A 19053-nucleotide genomic window follows, 5' to 3' on the forward strand; every position below is an offset into this window, starting at 1 on the left:
TGTCCTTCGGATAGCCCATTCAAGTCAGCAAGCGATGCGAAGCTGGAGCGGCAAAGTCCCTTCATGAAGTCGGTCGTTGACACCTATTCCTGTACGGGCGCTTTGCCGCGCGAACCCCGGGATGGCCGTCCCGGGGTTCGATCCCAGCTTCCCAAACATTAAAGCATAGATTTGAGAGACAATTCCTGTGCCTGTCACAGGAATCCAGTGCGTCCAAGTCCTTGGGCGCGGAAGACTTTTTCGCTTGAGGTATCGGGTCAATTCACCGCGCGGACGCGCGGTGGCTGGATTCCTGTGACGAGCACAGGAATGAGGGAGGTAGAGGACACAGCGGCTCCACCTTTTTCAACCGGGAAGCCGACACAGCCCGGATGCGAGACCTCTTTAGTCCCCTGCAACAAGATCATTGGCCGAGCGCAGCACGGTGCCGACGGTGATGTCACCTGCTTCAATCGTCCTTGCCGTCCTCACAGTAAACACATGGCTCTCGCCCGGTAGCAGCGTCACCAGCATTGTGTCGACGACGGCCTCCGGATCCAGCCGGTCGGCCATCAGGCAGAGATCCTTGAGGAAGTTTTGCGCCGTCACCTTGACCGCATACCCGCCGTCGATCCCGACCACATCGACAGTCAGCCGCGGCGCCTGAAGGTTGAGCCCGATATCCTCGACGAAATAGTGGAAGGCGCGCCTGTCCAGCATTTGCACGACGATGACCTCGTCCTTCGGTAAGTCTGGAGTGACGATCTCCTCGGGCAGCGGAAATTCCTTTGCCTCGAAACGGTCGCAGAGCAGGCGCCAGAATTGGAATTCGGCAAGCACGGTGCCGTCGAGCTTCAGGCGTTTGCCGCTGATCTTCGCCCGCCAGAACAGCGTTCGTTCATTGACCGCAACCGCCACAAGCCCGCCGTCGCGCGGCTGGATCGTCAGCAGGCGCGGATCATAGGCTGCCTTCAGCGCATACCAGAGCGGCTTGCGGCGTCCGGCGGAATCGAGGGCCGCCCATGAGGTCACCGGCCAGCAATCGTTGAACTGCCAGACCACCGCACCCTTGCAGATATCCCGATGCGAGCGCATGTGCTCCACACCGAAGCGGATGGCGCGCGCCTGGTTGAGCTGGGTGGCGAAGTGCCAGTCGTCCATTGTGCTCGGCTCCGGCAGATGGCCGGACAGGCCACGGATCAGCTTGTCGTTGCCCTCCGTTGCCTTCTGGTGGTGAAAGACGCCGTTCGATTGCGGCGTCAGCGGCGCATCGTGCACGCTTTCTTCGATCGTCGCCCAGGCCGCCGGCGCCTGCCAGCCGAATTCGGAGCAGAAGCGCGGGATATAATTGCGGTAGACCTCGTAGCCGACATCGTTCCACACATCCCAGATATGTTTGCAGCCATGGCCGTCGGCATTGGGTTCGATCTCCATCGAGCCGGAATAGGGGCTGCCGGGATAATAGGGCCGGTCCGGATCGAGTTCGGCTGAGAGTTTCGGCAGCAGGTCGAGATAGTAGCCGAGCCCCCAGCTTTCGCCCGCCTTGATGATCGGCCGCCAGCCCCATTCGTCGAAGCCCCAGATGTTCTCGTTATTGCCGTTCCAGAGGACCAGCGAAGCATGCGGCATCAGCCGCACGACATTGTCGCGCACCTCCGCCTCGACCTCGCTTCTGAGCGGCTCTTCCTCCGGATAGGCGGCGCAGGCAAAGAGGAAATCCTGCCAGACCAACATGCCGGCGCGGTCGCAGACCTCATAGAACTCGTCGGCCTCGAAGATGCCGCCGCCCCAGACGCGCAGCATATGAATATTGGCGGCCTTTGCCTCCTCGATCCGCGCGGCATAACGCTCGGCCGTCACCCGCGGGAGAAAACAATCGTCCGGAATCCAGTTCGCACCGCAGATGAAGAGCGGCACGTCGTTGATGACGAAGGTGAAGGCCGAGCCGTGTTCGTCGGCCGAAGTATCGAGCCGCAGCGAGCGGAAACCGAGTTCACGCTCGTGAGCGTCGAGCAGATCGTCGCTGGCCTCGTCGACCAGCCTGAGCGTCAGCGGATAGAGCGGCTGCGCGCCGAGATGGTGCGGCCACCAGAGCTGCGGCGAGGGGAGGGCAAGCTCGAAGGAAACCGCGTCTTCGTCAGGCGCAATCGCCACCGTCTTGCTCACGCCGCCGATTGCGGCGACGAGCCTCAACGCTGTCTTGTCGCCATGCTGCGCCAGCTTGGCATGGACCTTCACCAGTCCGTCGCCGCCGGCAAGTGTTGCCGAAACCCGCGTTTCGGCAAGCCGCGCCCGATCCCAGCTTTCCAGCCGAACCGGCTTCCAGAGGCCTGCCGTCACCAGCGTCGGCCCCCAGTCCCAGCCGAAATTGCAGGCCATCTTGCGCATCAGATTGCCCGGTCCCGGATAGTTGTTGGGACGGTAGCCGTAGTGTTTTTCCATCTCCCCGCCATAGGCGTAGGCCGAGCGGAAGGTGACCGTGAGTTCGTTCGCGCCGGATTTCAGCAGTGCGGAAACGTCGAAACGATAGCTGCGGTGCATGTTGAAGGTACGGCCGATCTCTTCGCCGTTGAGGGATATCACCGCGATCGTATCGAGCCCGTCGAAGACCAGTTCCTGCACCCTGGCATCGTCAGGCATCGCCTCGAAGCTGCAGCGGTAGGTCCAGTCGGTCTTGCCGACCCAGTCGTTGGTGATTTCGTTGACGTCGATATAGGGATCGGGGATCAGCCGGTTGGCGAGAAGGTCGAGATGCACGCAGCCCGGCACCGTCGCGGGGATCGCAGCCGGCAGGCCGGGTCTGGCTGTATCGTTGCAGGAGAGCGTCCAGCCGGAATTGAGCGCAGTCTTTTCGATCATGGCGGGCTCCTGATGCATGCCGCTTGAAGCTGTGGGATTATCGGTGGTTTGGACCGTATCGGTGGTTCGGCGTCAGATGCCTCAGAGAAACCGGCCGTGGCGCTGCAGCACCTCGATCTTGTATCCGTCGGGATCGCTGATGAAGAAGAACAGGCCGAAGAGCTTGCCGTCGCGGTTGAGCTCCACCAGTTCACCGGGCTTGAGCCCAAGCTTCGACAGCCGCTCGCGCTCGACCGCCACCTCTTCGACCGAGACGGCGAGATGGCCGTAGGCATTGCCGAGGTCATAGGGCGCGGTCCGGCCCTTGTTGACGGTCAGTTCCAGCTCGAAGCCGGTCTCGGCATTGCTCATATAGATCAGCGTGAAGGTTTCGAAATCGACGCGGTCGGCGACCGAAAGGCCGAATGCCCTCTCGTAGAATTTAACGGAGCGCGCCTCATCGAGAACGCGGATCATGGAGTGGATCATCTTCGCCAAGTCTGCCTCCCAATGTGCCGATCACTGCGGTCTTGGTACCCGTCCTCTTACGCCGGGCGCAAGCCGATTCTTCGCGTAATCGCCGCTTCGACCAGACCCATGGCGTCATAGATCAGCACCGCCATCAGGCCGACGATCAGGCCGCCCTGCAGGATGAAGGCGGTGTTGTCGGAGATCAGGCCGGCGATGATGACCTCGCCGAGACCCTTGGCCGCAACCGTCGAGCCGATCGTCGCCGTGCCGATATTGATGACGGTCGCAACCTTCAGCCCCTCGAGGATCAGCGGCAGGGCTAGCGGCAGCTCGACGCGAAACAGCCGCTGCGTGCCGTTCATGCCCATGCCGTCGGCGGCATCGAGCACCTGCGGCGAAACCTGTTTCAGCCCGGCGACTGTGTTTTCGAAGATCGGCAGCAGGCCGTAGAGAAAGAGCGCGATCAGCGTCGGCATGGCGCCGAAGCCGGTGGCGGGAACCGCGAGCGCCAGCACTGCGACCGGCGGAAAGGTCTGCCCGCCATTGGCGATGGCGCGCGACAGCGGCAGGAAGTCAGCCCCGCTTTCCCGCGTCACGAAGATGCCGCCGATAACGGCGAGCACGGCGCTGCAGACGATCGAGCCGATCACCAGCTGCAGATGGCCGGCGGCCAGTGAAGCAAGGCTGTTCTGCGTATAGACGGCAGGCGCATTGTTGCTGGTCAGCGGCACCAGCATGAAGGAAAGCCACTCCGTCCTGAACAGCAGGATGAGCAGCAAAGCCAGCGCCGCCAGGCGGAAGAGATTGGCGACGACGAGCTTCATGCCTTGCGGCCCAGTTCGAGCAGCCGCGTCATCGAGATCGATCCAACCGGCGCCTTTTGCGCATCCTGCACCGCCGCCTCGTCGACCCCCTGCCAGATCATTTCGGCCAGCGCATCGCGGAGACTCAGCGATTGCGGCAGGGCATAGGCGAGACCGGTCTTGGCCGGCTCCATGCTTTCCTTCAGCGGCAGCAGCGACATCAGCTTCAGCGCCCGGTCGGAGGTGCCGGTCAATTGCTGCACGAAGGGATCGGCGGGTTCGGTGAGGATCTTTTCCGGCGTCGAGCATTGCAGCAATCTGCCCTCGCTCATCACCGCGATCTGGTTGCCGAGATGGAAGGCCTCATCCATGTCGTGGGTAACGAGAATAACCGTCGTGCCGAACTGCTTCTGGATCGCCAGCAGATCGTCCTGCGCCTTGCCGCGGATGACCGGATCGAGTGCGCCGAAGGGTTCGTCCATCAACAGCAGCTCCGGTTCGGCCGCCAGCGCCCGGGCGACGCCGACGCGCTGCTGCTGGCCGCCGGAGAGCTGATGCGGATATTTGTCGGCAAATGTTGCCGGATCGAGATTGAAAAGCCCGAGCAGTTCCTCGACCCGTTTGGCGATGCGGGCGGAATCCCAATCGAGAAGCTGCGGCACGGTGGCGATATTCTGCGCCACGGTCCGGTGCGGAAACAGGCCGTGCCCCTGGATCGCATAGCCGATCTTGCGGCGAAGCTCGGTCACCGGAACGTCCATCACATTCTGCCCGCCGACTGAGATTTCGCCTTCGGTGATCGGCACCAGCCGGTTGATCATCCGCATCAGCGTCGATTTGCCGGAGCCAGACGTGCCGACGATGACGGTGATCTCGCCCTTCTCGACGCTCATCGAGACGTTGTCGACGACGGTGGCGGCGCCATAGCGCTTGGTGACGTTCCTGATCTCGATCATGGTCATGCGGCAGATCCCCGGATGCTTTCGATGACCGCATCGAGGATGACGGCCGATGAGAAGGCGAAGAAGACGGTCGGCACGGCGCCGAGCAGGACGAGGTCCATGGCCGTCTGGCCGAGCCCCTGGAAGATGAAGATGCCGAAGCCACCGCCGCCGATCAGTGCGGCGATCGTCACCATGCCGATCGCCTGCACCAGCACGATACGGATGCCGGTGAGGATGACGGGAAAGGCGAGTGGCATGTCGATTCCAACAAGGATTTGTAAACGTGTCAGCCCCATGCCGGCCGCAGCGTCCCGCACCGAAGGGTCGACGCCCTGCAGGCCGACGACGGTGTTGGCGACGATCGGCAGCAGCGAATAGAGCACGAGTGCAATCAAGGCAGGCGCAGTGCCGATGCCGCGAATGCCGATCGCGGCGGCGAGCGGCACATGGGTGGCGAGATAGCCGAGCGGCAGCATCAACAGGCCGAAGAGTGCCAGGCTCGGGATCGTCTGGATGAGGCTGAGGCCCTGCAGCACGATGGCGCGCAGCTTCGGCACCCAGAAGCAGAGGATGCCGAGCGGCAGGCCGAGAATAATGGCGATGGCAAGCGAGCCAAACGCCAGGAGCAGATGCGAGATCGCTTCGGTTTCGAATTGCGGGGCCCGCGTCGAGAATTCCTTCATGATCGAAAGGCTGTCGAGCAGGCCGGAGGAGAGCGAGATGAAGAGCAGCGCCGTATAGGCTGCAAGGGCTGCAACCCGCATCCAGGGTGCCAGGCGGATCTTCACCAGCGCATCGGATATGACGAGGCCGATCACGGCAAACAGCACCCAGAAGCCGCCGCCGGGCGTCATGCGCGCCACCGTGCTGCCGGGGGGCGTTGCCGCGGCCGAGACGAGACCGATCGCAACGATCAACGCCGCAAGGCAGAGTGTGGCGATGGCAAGCCGCGCGATCGCATAGCGTAGGAACAGCGTGGCGAAGGCGGTGAGAAGGAGAAGCACGGTCAGGATGACGACGGAAGGCTGGGGAAGAAGCTGCATCAGCAGCATCGGCTTGCCGGCGGCGATGCGGTTTGCCTTCACGTAGATGAAGGGCATCAGTGCCGTCGCCGCGATGCCGCCGGCCACCAGAACCACGCCGAGCCGGTCCAGCCTGCGGACCGCTAAGGTTTCTGCCATGAATCCCAATCCTGTCTGGCCAACCCTGTCAGGAAAGCCAATCCTGTCAGGAAAGAATGCTCCGCCCGTAATCGGGCGGAGCGGGCAATGACTACTTCAGGAAGCCTTTTTCCTTGAGATAGGCTTCGGCGACCGACTTTGCCGGCTCGCCGTCGACCTGGATCTTGGCGTTGAGCTTGCGCAACTCGTCGGCAGTCAGGCTCTTGAAGATCGGCGAGAGCACTTCCTCGATCTTCGGATTGGCCTTCAACACCTCTTCGCGGATGATCGGCGTCGGGGCATAGACCTGCTGCACGTTCTTGTCGTCTTCGAGAACGGTCAGTTCGGCCGCTTCGATGGCGCCGTCGGTGCCATAGACCATGGCGGTGTTGACGCCGTTCGTCTGGTCGGCGGCTGCCTTGATCGTTGCCGCCGTGTCGCCGCCGGAAAGAACGACCATCTGGTCGGGCTTCAGCTGGAAGCCGTAGGTCGTCTGGAAGGCGGGAAGCGCGCCGGCCGAATTGACGAATTCGGCGGAGGCGGCAAGCTTGGCGGCACCGCCGCCGGCAACCCATTTGCCGAAGTCCGTGAGGCTCTTCAGCTTGTTCGGGCCGGCGACGTCGCTGCGCACGGCGAGCGCCCAGGTGTTGTTGGCAGGCGACGGCGTCAGCCAGACGATCTTGTTGGCATCGTAATCGAGCTTCTTCGCCAGCTCATAGCCCTGGTCGATGTTCTTCCAGGCGGCGTCATCAGCCTTGTTGAAGAAGAAGCCGGCATTGCCGGTATATTCCGGATAGATGTCGATTTCGCCGGCGGTGATCGCCTTGCGCACGACCGGTGTTGCGCCAAGCGCGATGCGGTCCTGCGTCTTGATGCCGTTCGCTTCGAGAGCGAGCGCAATGACGTTGCCTAGCAGCGTGCCTTCCGTGTCGATCTTCGACGAAACGACGACGTCAGCGGCATGGGCCGCACCCACCGCGAAGGCGGAGAGCGAAACGGCAAGTGCGAGTTTCTTCAGCATGGAATATCCCCTTGTTAAACACCGTTGAATGAGGCTCAAACCCCTGGCGGGAGGCCTGCGCATAGGAAATCTGCCGGCGAAGGCGACCAAGTCGCCATCATGCCGGAATTGCGTGCGTCATGGAAATAGCGTTCATGCCCGAAAAATCGATGCAAGCCCCCTCCAGTATTTGCGGTCGCGCTACGATTATGGCGGCGAATGCACCTCCGCGCGCGGAAACGCATTCCCTTTTCCAAGGCCGGCGCGATTTGTTTTTGTCCCCTTGCGTGTTTCCACGATATTCCCAGGCTCTGTTGCGGATTCCCGCCGCCCGGATTTTTCTATGATCGAACGATAGCCCGGCTCTCCGGAGGCAGGGATATCTTTTTTCATGAACACATCATATCGTCCGGTTTTTCCAGCACTTTCCGGAGGTGGCCGTTTGCATCTTGGTGCCCTGTTCATCGCAAGCCATGTCCTGACCTCCGGTTCGGTCCGCGAGACCGCGCGGCGCTTTCAGCTGTCGCCCTCCACCGTCTCGACGGCAATCCATAATCTCGAGACCGAACTGGCGATGACGCTGACGGAACGCGCTTCCGGCGAGCTGGCGACGCTGATTGCGAGCGGCAGGGTGCTCGAAGGCCTGGAGCCGATCATGGCTGCGATCGATGAGCTCGGCCAATGGGCCGGTCACGACGGCGCCAGCGCCGAGATCGACGAGGCCTGGACATCCCGCATTCCCGTCAAGATCGTCACGATGGAGCGTTTTCTCGAAGTTGCCGACCAGGGCAGCATCAACCGGGCCGCTCGCCGCCTTCGCCTCGGTCAGCCGCAGCTTTCGCTTCAGCTTGCCAATCTTGAGAAATTTCTGAGGCATCGCCTGTTCGAGCGCCAGGCGCAGGGATCGGTGCTGACGGAGGAGGGCAGGCGCGCCTACCAGATCTTCATGGCGATCAGCCAGGCGTGGAACGATCTCAAATCGTCGGCCGACGAGCGTTATCGGCGCACCGCCCGGTCGCTGCGCATCGGCTCGATCATCCCGACCGGCTCGGAAAGCTGGGTGGCCCGCTGCCTGGGCACGCTGGTCTCGGAATGGAATGTAAGCCGCAACAACAATGCCATCTCGCTGGTCTCGATGACCGCCGACGATCTGCGCGAGGCGCTGAAGAGCGGCCGCATCGATGTCGCGATCCTGGATTCGGTCTTCGGGCTGGAAAACTTCCGGCATCGCGAATTGCTGCAGACCGACATGGTGGTGATCGCGCCGCCGGATGGTACGGAAACCAGTGTCGCCGATCTCGTCGCCGGCCACCCGATCTGCATGCCGAGCCCACGCACCGGCCTCGGCCATGCGGCCATGGCCTTCAGCTACGAACGGGCGCCCAACCGGCGCCTGCGCGGCCAGGATATCACCGCGGCGGATTCGCTGCCCGTGATCGTCGACCTCGTCGCCAATCACGGTTACGTCTCCTTCCTCGGCCGCGTCAGCGCCATGCCGATTGCCGACAAGGTGCGCATCGTCGATCTCGACGAGCATCTGCCGATGTCCTATCACGTCGCCTTCAACCATCGCAAAGCCGCCGCCGATGCCTGCACAGTCATCATCGAGGCGGCGGCGAGAATTACCTCGGAATCCGTCGTACGAACCATAAGGCCGGCGGATGCCGGAGCCAGGGAGACTGCAGCGTGACGATCTTGCTTGAGGTATGCGTGGACAGCGCCGAGGGCCTCGCCGCCGCGATCGAAGGTGGCGCTGGGCGCATCGAGCTCTGCTCGGCGCTGGAGCATGGCGGCCTGACGCCGCTGCCGAGCCTGATGCGGATCGCCGCCCGGGCGCCCATTCCGGTCTATGCGATGATCCGCCCTCACGCCGGCCCCTTCATCTTCGACGGGGCAGACGAGGAGGCGATGATGATCGATATCGATGCCGTGCGGACATCAGGCCTTGCTGGCGTCGTCATCGGCGCCAACCGGCCGGATGGCACGCTCGACATGCCGTTGATCCACCGTTTGAAGACGCATGCCGCCGGCCTCGGCTCGACGCTGCATCGCGCTTTCGATCTGGTGCCGGATGCCGACCAGGCGCTGGAACATGCGGTCGAGCTCGGCTGCGAACGCATCCTGACATCAGGCTGCGCGCTGAAGGCCACCGACGGCCTCGACACGCTGAAGCGCATTTCGGCAAAGGCGGCCGGCCGGATCGCCATCATGCCCGGCAGCGGCATCCGCCCGGCAAATGTCGGCGAGATATTGAAGGCGACCGGCGCCCGCGAGGTCCACGGTTCCTGCAGTTCACCGGTCGAAAGCGCCGATCCGCGCGCCGTTGCTTTTGGTTTCGAGGCGAGAAGCACGAACAAGACGGATGTCGCCGTTGTCAGGCAGATGCGTAGGGCGATCGAGGCGGTGAGTTAGCGACCGCGGCTTGCCCCTCATCCGGCTGCCGCCACCTTCTCCTATGTCGCGACCTCTCCGTCCCCCGCCCAGCTCTCGCAGGGCACGTCCCCTCGCCACGTTTTACGGGGGTCCGCAGGACGGGTCGAGACCAGTGGCTCGACCCCGGCAAGGTTAGGGTGAGGGGCAGCCGCCGGCGCGAAGCGCACGGAAATCACGTCACGCTTTCGCTGGAAACGCCCTAACCACCAACCCTGATCACCGCCTTGATCAGCCCATTCTTCTCATGCGCCCAGCGCGCGAGATCGCGCGGCGCATCGGCAAGCGTCGTGCGGTGGGTGATGAGCTTGTCCACCGGCACCAGCCCTTTGGCGATCGAATCCGCAACATGCTCGAAATCGACGCGGGTGGCGTTGCGGCTGCCGATTACCATCATCTCGCGCTTGTGGAATTCGGGATCGGAGAAGCGGATATCGTCCTTGACGACGCTGACCAGCACCAGCGCGCCGCCATGGGCGACGAAGGAGAAGGCCTTCTCCATCGAAGGGCCGTAACCCGTCGCGTCGAAGACCACGTCGAAACCGTCGCCATTGGTTTTGTCGCGAACGGCGTCAGCCGTTTGCTCGTTGGCAACGATGCCGGAGGTGAAGCCGAAGCGTTCCGACGCCATCTGCAGCCGTTCGGTGCTGGTATCGAGCAGCGTCACCTCATGGCCTGCGATGCGCGAGAAGATCGCCGCCCCAAGCCCGATCGGCCCGGCGCCGATGACGAGCGCCCGTGCACCGGCACCGGTCATTGATCGGCGCACCGCATGGGCGCCGATCGCCAGGAACTCGGTGGTCGCCGCCGCCTCGAGGCTTACACCTTTGGCGGCATAGAGGTTCTCGGCCGGAACCGAAATCTCCTCGCAGAAGGCGCCGTCGGTATGGACGCCGAGCACCTTGATATTGGTGCAGCAATTCGGCTTGCCCTGGCGGCAGGCGATACATTGCCCGCAGGAGAGATAGGGATTGACGATAACGGGCGTGCCGACCGCGATAGTCACCCCGTCGCCCGCTTCCAGCACCGTCGCCGAGATCTCGTGCCCCATCACCCGGGGATATTCGAGGAAGGGATGTTTGCCCTCGAAGATGTGGTAATCGGTGCCGCAGATGCCGACATGGCTGACGGCAAGCCGCACCCAGCCGGCGGCGGGAGCCGCTGGCGAAGGACGCTCGACGATCTCGAGTACGCCGGGCTCCCGGCAAAGAACTGCTTTCATGACGGGTCTCGCATTCCTGAAATGGAGGAAGCCGGCTTGTTCAGGCCGGCTGTCTCTTGTCGCTCAATTGCTCCGGCGGCGGCGCAGCTGGTCGAAGAACACGATCACGATGATCAGCAGACCGGTGATGATGCGCTGCCAGAAGGAGTTGACGTTCAGAAGGTTCGCGCCGTTGTTTATGGTGGCGAGAATGAAGGCGCCGATCAGCGGGCCGTGCACCGAGCCGACCGCGCCGAACAGGCTGGTGCCGCCGATGACCGAGGAGGCGATTGCCTGCAGTTCCCAGCCGTCGGCCTGCGTCGCATTGCCGATGGCGATGCGCGAGGCGAGCAGCACGCCGACGAAGGCGGCGAAGGAGGCAGACAGGATATAGGCAAGATAGATCATGCCCTTGACGTTGACGCCGGAAAGGCGCGCCGCCTCGGCGTTCGAACCGACCGCGAAGAGATAGCGGCCCCAACGGCTCAGATGCAGGAAGATGAAGGAGGGGACCGCCACCAGGATGACCATCCAGAACAGGCTCGGAATACTGAGCAGATCGGCGCGGGCGAAATTGCTGAAGCCCTCATTGGTGATGTTGATCGTCGAACCGTTGGTGATCAAGAGGCCAATGCCGCGCAGCGAAGTCAGGGTTGCCAGCGTGATGATGAACGGCGGCAGGCCCATATGCACGATGCCGAAGCCATGGAAGGCGCCGATCGCCACACCCATGAGCAGCGTCAGCGCGATCGCACCCCAGACCGGCACGCCCGCCTGCAGCAGCCAGGCGATGATGACGGTGCAGAAGCCGACGATGGCGCCGACCGAAAGGTCGATGCCGGCGGTGATAATGACGAAGGTCTGGCCGAGCGCCAGGATCGCGGTCATCGCGCCCTGACGCAGCAGGTTGGAGATGTTGAGCGGCGTCCAGAAGCTCGGGGTGACGACGCCGAGCACGATCCAGAGGAAGATCAGCAGGCCGATCAGCGTCAAGCCGAACAGGATGTTCATTTTCCGGCGCGGCGGCGGCGCGACGATTTCGGTGGGGGTGGCAGTCATGAATTTTCTCCCTCTTATTCTTTTGGCTCAGACGCCGATCGCTTCGCTGAGCACTTCTTCATGCGTCGCCGCGTGGAAATCATGGCTCGCGACGATTTTGCCGCCGCGGAAGACGTGCAGCCGGTCGGCCAGCTCGTAGACCTCCGGCAGGTAGGAGGAGATCAGGATGATGCCTGCGCCGTCCTTCAGAAGCTTGGCGAACAGCCGGTAGATTTCCGCCTTGGTGCCGACGTCGACGCCGACGGTCGGCTCGTCGAAGATGAAAAGCCGGGCGCCATGGCTCAGCCACTTGCCGATGACGATCTTCTGCTGGTTGCCGCCCGACATGCTGGAGGCCGGAACGCGCCGGCTCGGCGTCTTGATGCTGAGATTGCGGATCTGCTGGTCGGCATTCGCCGATTCACGTGTGTGATTGATCACCGGACCGTGGCTCAGCCGCCCGAACACCGGCAGGTTGATGTTGAGGCCGATCGACTGGTTGAGGCAAAGCCCCTGGTCGCGGCGGCTTTCCGGCGCCAGCGCAATGCCGAGCTCCATCGCCGTGCGTTCGTTGCGGATGTCGACACGCTTGCCCATCCACTGGACATCGCCTGATGTCGTCGGCTGGCGGCCATAGAGCCCGAGCGCGAATTCGCTGCGTCCGGCGCCGATCAGGCCATAGAGCCCGACGATCTGCCCGGCCTTGACGCTCAGCGACACGTCTTCGAATCCGGGACCGGAAAGGCCGTTGACGGCAAGGATCGTCTCGCCGATCGCAATCTCTTCCTTGTGGTAGATCTGTTCGATCGAGCGGTTGATCATCAGCGCGATCAGCTCGGCGTCGTTGGTCTCGCCGATCAGGCGGGTCCCGACATGCGTGCCGTCGCGTAGCACCGAGACACGGTCGGCAAGCTCGAAGACTTCCTCCATGCGATGGCTGATATAGACGATGGTGACGCCTTCGCCCTGCAGCCGGCGGATCAGCTTGAAGAGCTGCGCCGATTCCTGGCGCGTCAGATAGGCCGTCGGTTCGTCGAAGATCAGGAACTGCGTGCCGCGCATCGCTGCCCGCGCCGTCGCCACCAGCTGCTGCTGGCCGATCGTCAGTGAACTTAGCAGCGCACCGGCCGGCAGGCCGAAGCCGAGATCGTCGAGCACGGCCTGCGCCATCTTCTCCATCTGCTTCTTGCGCATCAGGCCGAAGCGGTTGACCTCGTCGCCGAGGAAGAGATTGGCGGCGACCGTCAGGTGCCGGCAGAGCACGACCTCCTGGTGGACGGCGTTGATGCCGCGGGCGATCGCTTCGTTCGGCGTCGCCAGCGCCACCGGCTGGCCGCACCACAGCACTTCGCCGGCCGTGCGGGTGATGACGCCGGTCAGCAATTTGATGAGGGTGGATTTGCCGGCGCCGTTTTCGCCGACGATGGCGTGGATTTCGCCGGCAAGAAAGGTCAGCGTCGCTGGCTTCAGCGCCTGCACATGACCGTAATTCTTCTGCAGGCCCTTGAGTTCGAGGATAGGCGATCCGGCGGGAATTCGATTGGCTTCTTTCAGCGTCGCACTGTCATCATGGCGATGACTGACCTCTTCCAGTCCGATCATGGACCTCTCCTCCTTCTATCGCCTCTGCTCTCCACCCCTGGTGACCATACCATGGATAGAAAAGGCCGCGCCGGTTTTTGAAGCCGGCGCGGCCTGTCTGTCGTTGTTACTTGATCTTCGGGTTCAGCAGCGCGTCGATCTTGGGATCGGCCATATTCGCCTTGGTGACGAGGTTTGCGCCGGTGTCGACATTCTCCTCGACCTTCTCGCCCTTGGAGACGGCAAGCGCGGTCTTCACGCCGTCATAACCCATGCGGTAGGGGTCCTGAACGACGAGGCCGGCGATCGCACCGTCCTTGAGGAAGCCGACCGTCTTGTCGTCGCTGTCGAAGCCGATGACCTTGATCTTGTCGCCGAGCTTGTTTTCGGCGATCGCCTGGCCAACGCCCTGCGCCAGGATCAGGTTCGAGGCGAAGACGCCGACGAGGTTCGGGTTTGCCGTGATCAGGTCGGTCATCATGTTGAGGCCGGTCGTTGCCTGGCCGTCGCCGTACTTGTCGGCGATGACTTTAAGACCCGGATATTTGGTCTTCACCTGATCCAGGAAGCCTTCGCGGCGCTGTTCCAGCGAGCCGACGCCCGGAAGGTTGGTGAGGATGACGATTTCGCCCTCTTCCTTACCCGACATTCCCTTGATGGCGGCAGCCAGACCATCGGCGGCGATGCGGCCGCCCTGAACGTTGTCGGTCGTCAGGAACGACTTGAACGCCTTGGAGTCGGCGCCCGAGTCGATGCCGATGATCGGAACCGACTTGGCCGCTTCATCGATCGGCTTGCCGAGCGCCTTGAATTCGGTCGGCGAAATGACGACAGCCGCCGGCTTGCCGGCAACGGCGTTCTCCAGAATGCTGATCTGGCCGTTGACGTCGGATTCGGCCTGTGCGCCGAGTTCCGGTACGTTGACGCCGAGATCCTGGCCGGCCTTGCGGGCGCCGGCCAGAACGATCTGCCAGTAGAAGGACGTCGTGTCCTTGACGATGATCGGGATCGTCACGTCGGCGGCAAACGACGGTGCCGGCATCGCCGTGGCGATAACGGCGGCGCCTGCAAGCGCGGTAAAGGCGCGGCGGGACAGAAGGGATTTCACGAAACTCATAAGGGTTCTCCTCTCAGGGTGCGTTCTCCTCCGAATAAATCGGCCGCTGAACGCAGGCGGACGATTTTTATCGATAAAAAACATTTGCCAGGTGAAGCTAGCCGAGGCGCAATCAAATTGCAAGAGCGCCAAACCGGCTTTTTTGCTTTGGTAAACTCCTGCCAAGCAACTGATTTTATTCCAATACCACGATACCCTAAAATAGGGATCAGGCCATGTCGACTTCGTGCGGATGGACGACGCCCTTTTTCAAAATCAAGTTGCCGTACAGACGGAATTCCGTCGTCGCGACGATATAGGTCGCCTTGCGCGCCATCGCGTAGAAAGCAAAACGCTCCACCGGCACCACGCGGAAATCGCCGGCGCGGCGCGTCACGATCTGCTGGAACTCGGCGCAGACCTCCGGCATCGCATCGGGATCGCCGACCACTTCCATCCGCCACACCGCTTCCGGCACGAAGGTGTCGAGCGGCATGTGGGTCAGGATAGCCTCGGCCATGTCAGTGGCGCTGACGCCGTCGGCGCGAATGACAGGCGGCCCCATCGAGCCCGAGGGAAAATTGGCGTCAGATATGACGATGTCGTCGCCATGTCCCATGGTCTTCAGCGCATGGAGCAGGTCGGGGCCGAGCAGCGGATGGATACCCTTGAGCATAATCTCTCCTCAGACTCGCACGGCTTCGGCGCCGAGCGGCGGCGCGACCAGCGTATAGGGTTCGAATTCGGCATAGATCTCGTCGGCAAGCCGCGGCTCGACGATCTCCATGTTGCGCGTGAGGCTCGAAGGCTTGGCCGTGCCGATCAGCACCGAGGCGACGATCGCCTCACGCAGCGGAAATTGCAGGGCGGGAGCAGCGAGCGGTACGCCGTGGCGTTTGGCGATCGCCTCCATCGCGCCGACCTTGGCAAGCACGTCGTCATCAGCCGGCATATAGTCGAAATGCGAACCCGGCACCGGGCCGGTGGCGAGAATGCCGGAGTTGAAGACGCCGCCGACGACGAGCGAGGTGCCCTTCTCTCGGCAGAGCGGCAGCAGTTCGGCGACGGCCGAGCGGTCGAGCAGCGTGTAGCGGCCGGCCATCAGGATGCAGTCGAGATCGGAATGGCGCATGACGTCGAGGCAGACCGGCACCTCGTTGACGCCGAGGCCGAAGGCGGAGATGGCGCCAGACGACTTCAGTTCCTCCAGCGCCTTCACGCCGGAATGGAGAAACTGCTTCTGGTGGACCGCATTCTTCGCCGCGCCATGGGTGTAGACGCCGAGATCGTGCACATAGAGAATATCGATGCGGTTGAGGCCGAGGCGGGCATAGCTGAATTCGACCGAGCGCATGATGCCGTCATAGGAATAGTCGTAATCGGCATCGAAGGAGAGCGGATCGACATAGCTGTAATCAGGCACGGTGCCGGTCGGCACCGGCCGAAGCAGCCGGCCGACCTTGGTGGACAGCACGTAACTGCCATCCGGCTGGTCGCGCAGGAAATCGCCGACCCGCCGCTCGGCAAGGCCGAGCCCGTACCAGGGCGCCACGTCGAAATAGCGAATGCCGCTGTCCCAGGCCGCCTGCAGCGTGTCCATTGCCTGCTCGCGCGGGCAGGCGCGGTAGAGACCGCCGAGAGCGGCTGCACCGAAACTGATTTCGGTCACCTCCAGCTTGGTCTTGCCGATCCGTCTCGTCTTCATCATTCCTCCTCACGAAGAAGCTGAACTATCTGGAGCAATCCCAGGAAAAGTGTGAAGCGGGTTTCCGTCCGGGATTGCGTAAAACAAAAAGGTCAGAGCGTCGCACCGAGATGCCAGGGCACGAATTCATTGTCGCCGTAGCCGAAGAGCTCGCTCTTGGTCTTCTTGCCCGAGGCCGTATCGACGATGAGGTCGAAGATCTCGCGGCCCTTGCCGCTGATCGTCGCGTCGCCGGTGGCGATCGTGCCGCAGTCGATGTCCATATCCTCTTCCATCGAGGCATAGAGCGCCGAATTGCTGGAAAGCTTCAGCGACGGCGCCGGCCGACAGCCGAAGCAGCTGCCGCGGCCTGTGGTAAAGGCGATCATGTTTGCCCCGCCGGCCACCTGGCCGGTCGCCGAGACCGGGTCGTAGCCGGGCGTGTCCATGAAGACGAGGCCGGGGGCCGTGACCCGCTCGGCATAACCATAGACCGCCGTCAGCGGCGAACGCCCGCCCTTGGCAACCGCGCCGAGCGACTTTTCGAGAATGGTGGTGAGCCCGCCGCGCTTGTTGCCGGGCGAGGGGTTGTTGTCGAGCGAGGCGCCGTGCAGGGCGACGTACTCTTCCCACCAGGCAATCTTGTCGTCGAGCTTCTTTGCCACCTCGTCGCTGACGGCGCGGCTGCGCAGCAGATGTTCGGCGCCATAGATTTCCGAGGTCTCCGACAGGATCGCCGTGCCGCCGGCTGCTGCCAGCAGATCGGCCGCGACACCCAGAGCCGGATTGGCGGTGATGCCGGAAAAGCCGTCCGAGCCGCCGCATTGCAGGCCGATGATGATCTCGCCGATCGACATCGGCACGCGCTTTTCCTTGCCGACATCGGCGGCGATCTCGCGCAGCATGCCCATGGCGCGTTCCACCGCGCGGCGCGAGCCGCCGGCATCCTGGATGTTGAAATGCCGCTTCGAGGCGCCCGCACCACTCTGGCCGTAAAGCGTCAGCTGGTTGACCTCGCAGCCGAGGCCGATCATCAGCACGCCGCCGAAATTCACATGTCTTGTATAGCCGGCGAGCGTCCGGTGCAGCACATTCATGCCGTCGCCGGTCGAACTCATGCCGCAGCCCTGGTCGTGCACGATCGGTACGAAACCGTCGATGCCCTCGTAATGCGGCAGGATCGTCCGGTTCGCCTCGTCGGCGATTGCCCGGCAGACCGTGGTGGAACAGTTCACGCTGGCGATGATGCCGATATAGTTGCGGGTCGCGGCCCGCCCGTCGGCGCGGCGATAGCCCATGAAGGTGCGCCCCACGTCGTCGGCTGTCGCCGTTTCCGGCGCCGAATTGGCGGTCGCCGCCAGCCGGTCGTTTTCGAAATGCAGGTTGTGGCTGTGCACATGGTCGCCGGCCTTGACCTCGGCCGTCGTGCGGCCGATCGCCTGTCCGTATTTCACCACGGGTGACCCGAACGGAATATCCGCTATCGCCACCTTGTGGCCAGGGTCGATCTTCTCACGGGTCTGAATGCCGGCAACCGTCGAACCCGGCGCGATTGCCGCCGTTGCGACCGCGACATTGTCACCGGCCGAAAGGATGATCCAAGGCAGTTTGTCCAAGTCTCTATCTCCCTGGGAAAGGCTCGCTGCATCGGCGAAAGCGCATTGATTTTGTTTTTTATCTACAATAAACATTTTCAAGTCAACGGGAATATTGATCCTGTGGACGAGGGAGGCAATGAGCCGCAGGCGACCGGAAATAAGCTAAAGGTCGTTTGAACAAGCCCCGATTTTTCTGCCCTGCTGGAGAGCGGGCGGTGGATACGAGGGCGGAAAGCGGGGTCTGGTGGCAAGGCAGAATACGGTCTTCAAGGAAGCCTATAACAGGTATGCCGCAGCCCTGCGCACGGATACCGCGCTGCCCTCGGAGCCGGAGATCGCCGCCCAGCTCGGCGTCAGCCGCTCGACGGCGCGCGCCATCCTGACGCGGCTCAGCGAAGAAGGCATCATCCGCTGGAACAAGCGCCAGAAGATCGTGCTGCGCCAGCCGACCGACCACGACCTCTTTCCCTCCGAAGAAACCGACTCCCTGCATGATATCATCGAGCGCAGCTTCATGCAGCGCATCCTTGCCGATGATGCAGCACCCGGCATGCAGATCAACGAGCTGGAGCTTGCCCGCGAGATCGGCACCGGAACGACCAGCGTGCGCGAATTCCTGATCCGCTTCTCCCGCTTCGGCCTCATCGAGAAGCGCCCGAACAGCCACTGGACGCTCAAAGGCTTCACCCGCGAATTCGCCCTCGAACTTGCCGATGTGCGCGAAATGTTCGAGCTGCATTCCGCCGCCGAATTCGGCCGGCTTTCCAGGGATAATCAGAGCTGGGCCGATCTTGCCGCTATGCGCGACGAACATCACGCCATGCTTGCCGACATCAACCAGCGCTTCAAGGATTTCTCCGTCCTCGACGAGCGCTTCCACTTGTTGATCCACCGCGCCTCGAAAAACCGCTTCATCGCCGATTTCTACGACGCCATCGCCATCGTCTTTCACTATCACTACCAGTGGAACAAGACCGCCGCCCGCCAGCGCAACGAGCGCGCCATCCACGAACATCTGGATTACATCGCAGCGCTGGAATCCGGTGACCAGGCGGCAATCGAAACCGCCTGCCGCGCGCATCTGCACTCCGCCCGCCAGACCCTGCTGCAATCCCTGCCGCAGGTCGCCACCGAAACCGCCTGAGCGTAGGACATCTCGGCCCAGAGATCGCCGATGACAGCCCCTCATCCAGCTGCCGGCACCGTCCTTCGGACCCCGTAAACGGGGTG

The 19053-nt window shown here is 62.9% G+C and carries 17 protein-coding genes; 3 read left to right on the forward strand and 14 right to left on the reverse strand.

Annotated features, from left to right (window positions below; all coding sequences use genetic code 11):
• Positions 1-384: 384 nt before the first annotated feature.
• From GFM02_RS33355 to GFM02_RS33385, 7 genes are all read right to left on the reverse strand, one after another.
• The gene (locus GFM02_RS33355) at positions 385-2838 is read right to left on the reverse strand and encodes a glycoside hydrolase family 2 protein (RefSeq protein WP_168324071.1); all 2454 of its coding nucleotides are present in this window, start codon (positions 2836-2838) and stop codon (positions 385-387) included.
• A gap of 81 nt (positions 2839-2919) precedes the next feature.
• Positions 2920-3315 (reverse strand): VOC family protein, encoded by a 396-nt coding sequence (locus tag GFM02_RS33360; protein WP_168324072.1) that lies wholly within the window; start codon positions 3313-3315, stop codon positions 2920-2922.
• A 47-nt stretch (positions 3316-3362) separates the two neighbouring features.
• Positions 3363-4112 carry an ABC transporter permease gene (locus tag GFM02_RS33365; RefSeq protein ID WP_168324073.1) on the reverse strand — a complete coding sequence of 250 codons (750 nt, stop codon included), beginning with the start codon at positions 4110-4112 and terminating at the stop codon, positions 3363-3365.
• The gene (locus tag GFM02_RS33370; RefSeq protein WP_168324074.1) at positions 4109-5053 is read right to left on the reverse strand and encodes an ABC transporter ATP-binding protein; all 945 of its coding nucleotides are present in this window, start codon (positions 5051-5053) and stop codon (positions 4109-4111) included. Before GFM02_RS33370 ends, GFM02_RS33365 begins: the two co-directional genes overlap by 4 nt.
• Positions 5050-6216 carry an ABC transporter permease gene (locus GFM02_RS33375; RefSeq protein ID WP_168324075.1) on the reverse strand — a complete coding sequence of 389 codons (1167 nt, stop codon included), beginning with the start codon at positions 6214-6216 and terminating at the stop codon, positions 5050-5052. Before GFM02_RS33375 ends, GFM02_RS33370 begins: the two co-directional genes overlap by 4 nt.
• A 91-nt stretch (positions 6217-6307) precedes the next feature.
• Positions 6308-7216, reverse strand: coding sequence for a glycine betaine ABC transporter substrate-binding protein OsmF (gene osmF, locus GFM02_RS33380; protein ID WP_003545119.1), 909 nt, complete (start codon positions 7214-7216; stop codon positions 6308-6310).
• A gap of 186 nt (positions 7217-7402) precedes the next feature.
• Positions 7403-7588, reverse strand: coding sequence for a hypothetical protein (locus GFM02_RS33385; protein ID WP_018072368.1), 186 nt, complete (start codon positions 7586-7588; stop codon positions 7403-7405).
• A gap of 49 nt (positions 7589-7637) precedes the next feature.
• On the opposite strand from GFM02_RS33385, the gene GFM02_RS33390 reads away from it, so the two are divergent.
• Entirely contained in the window at positions 7638-8885 is a 1248-nt protein-coding gene (locus tag GFM02_RS33390) for a LysR family transcriptional regulator (protein ID WP_168324093.1), read from the forward strand.
• A complete protein-coding gene (locus tag GFM02_RS33395; protein WP_168324076.1) occupies positions 8882-9607 on the forward strand; it encodes a copper homeostasis protein CutC in 726 nt (241 codons plus the stop codon). Before GFM02_RS33390 ends, GFM02_RS33395 begins: the two co-directional genes overlap by 4 nt.
• A gap of 220 nt (positions 9608-9827) precedes the next feature.
• Here the strand turns inward: GFM02_RS33395 and GFM02_RS33400 are convergent, their stop codons facing one another.
• From GFM02_RS33400 to GFM02_RS33430, 7 genes are all read right to left on the reverse strand, one after another.
• Complete coding sequence (locus tag GFM02_RS33400) at positions 9828-10847, reverse strand: zinc-binding alcohol dehydrogenase family protein (RefSeq protein WP_168324077.1); 1020 nt, start codon at positions 10845-10847, stop codon at positions 9828-9830.
• A gap of 63 nt (positions 10848-10910) precedes the next feature.
• On the reverse strand, positions 10911-11885 hold the full coding sequence (locus GFM02_RS33405; protein ID WP_003545129.1) for an ABC transporter permease: 975 nt from the start codon (positions 11883-11885) through the stop codon (positions 10911-10913).
• A gap of 27 nt (positions 11886-11912) precedes the next feature.
• Entirely contained in the window at positions 11913-13466 is a 1554-nt protein-coding gene (locus tag GFM02_RS33410; RefSeq protein WP_168324078.1) for a sugar ABC transporter ATP-binding protein, read from the reverse strand.
• A gap of 106 nt (positions 13467-13572) precedes the next feature.
• The gene (locus GFM02_RS33415) at positions 13573-14562 is read right to left on the reverse strand and encodes an ABC transporter substrate-binding protein (RefSeq protein ID WP_003545133.1); all 990 of its coding nucleotides are present in this window, start codon (positions 14560-14562) and stop codon (positions 13573-13575) included.
• A 208-nt stretch (positions 14563-14770) separates the two neighbouring features.
• Positions 14771-15217, reverse strand: a complete 447-nt coding sequence (locus GFM02_RS33420; RefSeq protein ID WP_003545135.1) for an RbsD/FucU family protein — start codon at positions 15215-15217, stop codon at positions 14771-14773.
• Between the two features lie 9 nt (positions 15218-15226).
• Positions 15227-16246 carry an aldo/keto reductase gene (locus tag GFM02_RS33425; RefSeq protein ID WP_168324079.1) on the reverse strand — a complete coding sequence of 340 codons (1020 nt, stop codon included), beginning with the start codon at positions 16244-16246 and terminating at the stop codon, positions 15227-15229.
• A 92-nt stretch (positions 16247-16338) separates the two neighbouring features.
• A complete protein-coding gene (locus GFM02_RS33430; RefSeq protein ID WP_168324080.1) occupies positions 16339-17841 on the reverse strand; it encodes a UxaA family hydrolase in 1503 nt (500 codons plus the stop codon).
• A gap of 226 nt (positions 17842-18067) precedes the next feature.
• On the opposite strand from GFM02_RS33430, the gene GFM02_RS33440 reads away from it, so the two are divergent.
• Positions 18068-18967, forward strand: a complete 900-nt coding sequence (locus GFM02_RS33440; protein WP_003545141.1) for a GntR family transcriptional regulator — start codon at positions 18068-18070, stop codon at positions 18965-18967.
• Positions 18968-19053: the final 86 nt, after the last annotated feature.

It is taken from the genome of Rhizobium leguminosarum bv. viciae (assembly GCF_012276115.1).
GTDB lineage: Bacteria > Pseudomonadota > Alphaproteobacteria > Rhizobiales > Rhizobiaceae > Rhizobium > Rhizobium leguminosarum_T.